The 4,830-nt window shown below is 72.4% G+C and carries 1 protein-coding gene; it reads left to right on the top strand.

Translation table 11 applies throughout. The annotated features are described in order from the left end of the window. Positions 1 to 1,143: 1,143 nt before the first annotated feature. Complete coding sequence (locus ABZ749_RS29535) at positions 1,144 to 4,746, top strand: ABC transporter ATP-binding protein (protein WP_357233536.1); 3,603 nt, start codon at positions 1,144 to 1,146, stop codon at positions 4,744 to 4,746. The last annotated feature ends 84 nt before the right edge of the window (positions 4,747 to 4,830 follow it).

Raw genomic sequence — 4,830 nt, 5'->3', positions numbered from 1 at the left:
AACACACCACCGGCGAACGCGAGACCAGCAACAGACAGCATGCTCTTACGAATGATCGTGTTCATGGGGGTAGCTCCTTCGGGGGTAGAACACCCGCACACACACTGCGGATGTGAGCACCTCGTCCGGCGCTGCAGAAACACAAAGGGGGAAAGTCTTGGGGTGACGCCCTGGTCGGGCGTCGGGGTCGGCGACCTACCGAGCGGGGGGCTCGTGGCGCCGGGTCTGTGTGTAACGACCGGGGGGCCGAGGTCATTCCGGGGTTGGCCCAACCATCAGGCACCCTTTCGTGGCGGTGCCTGCGGTCGTCGGGGTTGTAACGACCGTGCGCGGGCCGGCATTCCAACCTGCGGGACCTGCGTCCCAACCCCGTGCGGGTCGGGCGGCGGGTCGGTGGTACTGCGATCGTCAGGGTATGTAACGACCCCGGCCCGGCCATGATTCCGGCCCACGCGTGCGCCCGACCACACCCCAGACGGCCCAGAAACCGACAAAGACTCCATTGAACGCGTGGCTCACGGCAGCAAACCCTCTGATACTGGGCGTGATCCACTCGCGTACATGAAAGTCGCGCTGTCCCGGAGGTCCGGACACCGCGACATCACAGAACCCGAGTCGATCTAGACCTCTGAGGCCATCGCCGACCGCCCAGAAGGCCTCGAATCGGCCAAAAAACCCACGGGTGACGTGCCGCCACTGGCTCCTGCCGTCACCGCTCCGGGCGTTGCCGCCGCTGGCCCGGGAGTCGGCCTCTGTTCCAGGGCGTAAGCGGGCGTGCTCCGGGGCGTAAGCGGGCGTGCTCCGGGGCGTGCGCGGGCCGTGCTCCGGGGCGTGCGCGGCAGTGCCCCGTTTGCGTGCGCGGGCCGTGCTCCGGGGCGTGCGCGGCAGTGCCCCGTTTGCGTGCGCGGGCCGTGCTCCGGGGCGTGCGCGGCCGTGCTCCGGGGCGTGGGCGCCGTGCTCCGAGGGCGTAAGCGGCCCTGGTCCGAGGGCGTAAGCGGCCCTGGTCCGAGGGCGTAAGCGGCCCTGCCATGGTCGCTGGCGCAACTGACGGAAGCCCAGCTCAGAGGCGGGTAAATCGGTTGAGATGACGGGGTGCTGCCGGCAGGCTGAGGTCTCCGCCACCCACGTCCCGGAGGACTTTCCATGCGCCTGCTCCGTGATCTGTGGGGTACGTCGACCCGTCGTGTGACGATCGTGGCCGTTCTGATCGTGCTGGGTGCCGCGGGGCAGGCGGGCGCATCGGCCCTGGCCGGCGCGGTGCTGGTGCACCGTTCGGCTGGTTTCTTCGCCGTGCTGGCCGTGGCCCTTGTCGCTGTGGTCGTCAGCGACCTCGCGGTGAGTCTGCTGATGGCCGGCCTGACCGCCGACTGGTCCGCCGACGTGCGTCGTCGGCTCTGCCGCGTCGCTCTCGGGCAGGACCTTCCCACCCTGGAGACCACCCCGGTCGGCGAGTTGCTGGACCGCATCGACGGGGACGTCTATCAGGTCGCGTCGGCAATTCGTAACCAGGGCACCCGTCTCGCCCAGGGCCTCTGCGTCGGTCTGTTGTCGATGGTCGTGGCGCTGTTCGTGTGGTGGCCGGCGGGGATCGCGATGCTGCTGCTCACCGTGGTGCTCGCGGTCGGCCTGCGCCGGCCCACGGCGCGGATCGGCCCGGCCCGGATGGCCGAGGAGGAGGCGTGGTCCGACCTGGCGGCCGTGATGGAGGAGGCGGTGCACGGCCAGGACGACGTACGCACCAGCCTGGCGCGGCCGTACGTGCTGCGGTTGTACGCCCGGCGGGCCTCCGCCGTGCTCTCCCGTGGCCTGGTGGTCTGGGTGCTGTCCGCCCGGGTGGCGACGGTGGCCACCGCGACGATCCGGGCGGGCATCGGCGCGGTGGTGCTCGGCGGTGCCTGGGCGTTGGCCACCGGCCGGATCGACGCCGCCCGGCTCACCGCCATCTGGCTGCTCGCCCTGGCCTTCGGGGCGACAGCGGAACACGTCAGCCGGATGGTGCCGGAGATCCAGGAGGCGCTCGGCGCGTGGGCGCGGGTGCAGTTGCTCTCCAAGGCCCGACAGGAACCGGTCGGCGGGGCCAGCCCGAGCGAGGGTGACCTGCGCATTCGGGACCTGACATTCGGGTACGGCGAGGGTGGCCGGGGTGCCGCGCTGCGCGGGCTCAGCCTCACCTTCGCGCGTGGTCGCTCGTACGCGCTGATCGGGCGGACCGGCTCGGGCAAGTCGACGCTGGCGAAGGTGCTCACCCGGGCGGTCGACGTGCCGCCGGGCACCGTCTTCCTCGGCGGCACCGACCTGTGCGACCTCGACGTCGAGCAACTGCGCCGCTGGGTGGCGTTGGTGCCGCAGCGCACCGAGATCCTCGCCGGCACGCTCGCCGAGAACGTGGCGCTCTTCGACACTGAGTTGCTCGACGCGGCGGCTCGTGCGCTGGACGAGCTGGGCCTGGCGAGCTGGATCGCCGAGCTTCCGGACGGGTTGGCGACCCGGCTGGGGGAGGGCGGCCACGTGCTCTCCGCCGGTCAGGAGCAGTTGGTGGCGTTCGCCCGGATTCTGGTCCGGGAGCCGCACGTGGTGATCCTCGACGAGGCCACTGCGCGGCTGGACCCGGTCACCGAGGCGCGGGTGCAGCGGGCCACCGAACGACTGCTGCGCGACCGGATCGGCATCGTCATCGCGCACCGACTCTCCTCGGTGCGCCGCTGTGACGAGGTGGTCGTCCTGGCCGACGGCGCGGTGGTCGAGGCCGGTCCGTTGGAGACGTCGACGCGCTTCGCGGAACTGCTGGCGACCAGCCACGCCGCCGCGTACGCGGCGGTGGCGCCGGCCGGTCGTACCGGCGTCGGCACCGACCTGCTGGTCGGCCCCGGCCCGGACGCGTGGCCGAGCGAGCCGGCGCCCGCGCGGGGCGAGCCGGTCGCGGCGAACGAGCAGGGCGTCGCCTGGCCGACCGAGCCGGCGTCGACGCGGGCCGAGCCGAATGAGCAGGCCACCCGGGAGGCACCCTCCGACAGCACGCGGGACGCGGTCGGGCCGACCCGGGCCGATCCTCCGCCGCTGCCGCCGGTGCCGCCGGCCCGGACGCTGCGGGAGATCTTCCGACTCTGCACGAACGATCCCCGGTACGGGGCGGCGGCGATCGTGCTGTTCCTCGGGCTCAGCCTGCTCGGGCTGGACGGCCCGGTGCTGCCCTGGCTCTGGGCGGACCTGGTCGACGGGACCGGCAACCCGTATTTGCCGGCGGTGGGGATCGTCGCCGGGTTGCTGGTCACCCTGCCGCTGCCGTTCTACACCCACGTCTGGTTCCCGCAGTGGTGGGTGCGGCAGATGCTGCGGATCGGCCTTCGGCTGGTGCACGGCCAGACCGGGCCGCGCCGGGTCAGCTCACACACCCCCGCCGAGGTGGTGGCGCAGGGTGGGGACACCGAGCGGGTGGTCCAACTCGCCGACAACGTGTTGGACCAGACCGTCGCGCTGGTGCTCGTGGTCGCCATGACGGCGGTCACCGGCAGCGTCGTACCCGGGCTGTTCTTCCTCGGGACGATGGTCGTCTCCGGGCTGGCCGCGACGTTGTTCGGGCCGAAGCTGGAGCGTGCGGCCCGGGCGACGGTGGCGGCGCGGGCCTCCTTCGCCACGGCGCTGGTCTCTGCGCTCTCCGCGGCGCGGACGGTGAAGCTCGCCGGCGCGACCACTGCGGTGCTGCGTCACCTGGCCAGCCTGGATGTGCTGCGCAGCGACCGGCAGCGGCGGGAGATCTCGGTGCAGGTGTGGGCGCGCTCCACACCGTCGATGGCCAGTGGGTTGTTGCCAATCGGAGCCTGGGCGCTCTACCTGAACGGTTCGCTCTCCGCCGGGGCGGTGCTGGTGGCCGTCTCCACCCTGGGCGCGGCCCGCTGGTTCGCCTGGACGACGGCGTCGTTGATCTCGCAGCTGCCCTCGGCGCGGGTCTGGACCCGACGCACCGTGGCGATGACCGGGGTGAGCACGTACTCCGCGGGGGTGCCGGAGGTCGACCTGACCGCTGGGACGGCGCCCGCGCCGACCATGCCACCCCGGCATCCGCTGCGCCGGCTGGAGCTGCGTGGCTTCGGGGTGGTGCACTCCGACGGCACGGTGGCCGTCCGGGACGTGGACCTGACCGTGCAGCGGGGGCAGTTGGTGCTGGTCGTCGGGCCGGTGGGGTCGGGCAAGTCCTCGTTGCTGCGCGGGCTGGCCGGGATCGTGCATCACACCGGCGAGCTGGCCTGGAACGGTGACCCGGTCACCGAGCCGGAGCTGTTCCTGCGCCCCAACCAGGTCGGCTACGTCGGTCAATTGCCCCGGGTGCTCTCCGGCACGGTGGCCGACAACATCGCCCTCGGGCACCAGGTGGACGCGGCGGGGGCGGTCAGCACCGCCCAGCTCGACCATGACCTGGCCGCCGCCGGTGGTGGGTTGGGCCTGCTCATCGGGCACAAGGGCACCCGGCTGTCCGGCGGGCAGTTGCAGCGGTTGGCGCTGGCCCGTGCGCTGGCCCCGCGTACCGAACTGCTTGTCGCCGACGACGTGTCGTCGGCGCTGGACGTCACCACCGAGCTGGCGTTGTGGCAGGCGTTGCGCGGCCACGGGGTGACGGTCGTCGGTTCGACGGCGAAGCGCGCCGCGTTGGTCCGGGCCGACCACGTGGTGGTGCTGCTCGGCGGCACGGTGGCCGCCCAGGGCACCTGGCAGGACCTGGAGGGCGACTGGTCACACCTGGCGGGTTGAGTGCCGACGGTCGGGCGGCTGCTGGGTGAGCGCCCGAAGTGGAGCAGCTCGGTGCCGAGCAGCGCGAGCGCGAGCACGCCGATG

The sequence above is a fragment of the Micromonospora sp. NPDC047753 genome (assembly GCF_040642735.1).
In the GTDB taxonomy this organism is placed as follows: domain Bacteria; phylum Actinomycetota; class Actinomycetes; order Mycobacteriales; family Micromonosporaceae; genus Micromonospora.
Note: the sequence above shows the minus strand (reverse complement) of the source record. Positions and strands in the feature narration are given on the sequence as shown.

Bases quoted from the DNA above. Each gene is read 5' to 3' on its own strand.
- ABZ749_RS29535 (WP_357233536.1), top strand. From the start codon at position 1,144: ATGCGCCTGCTCCGTGATCTGTGGGGTACGTCGACCCGTCGTGTGACG.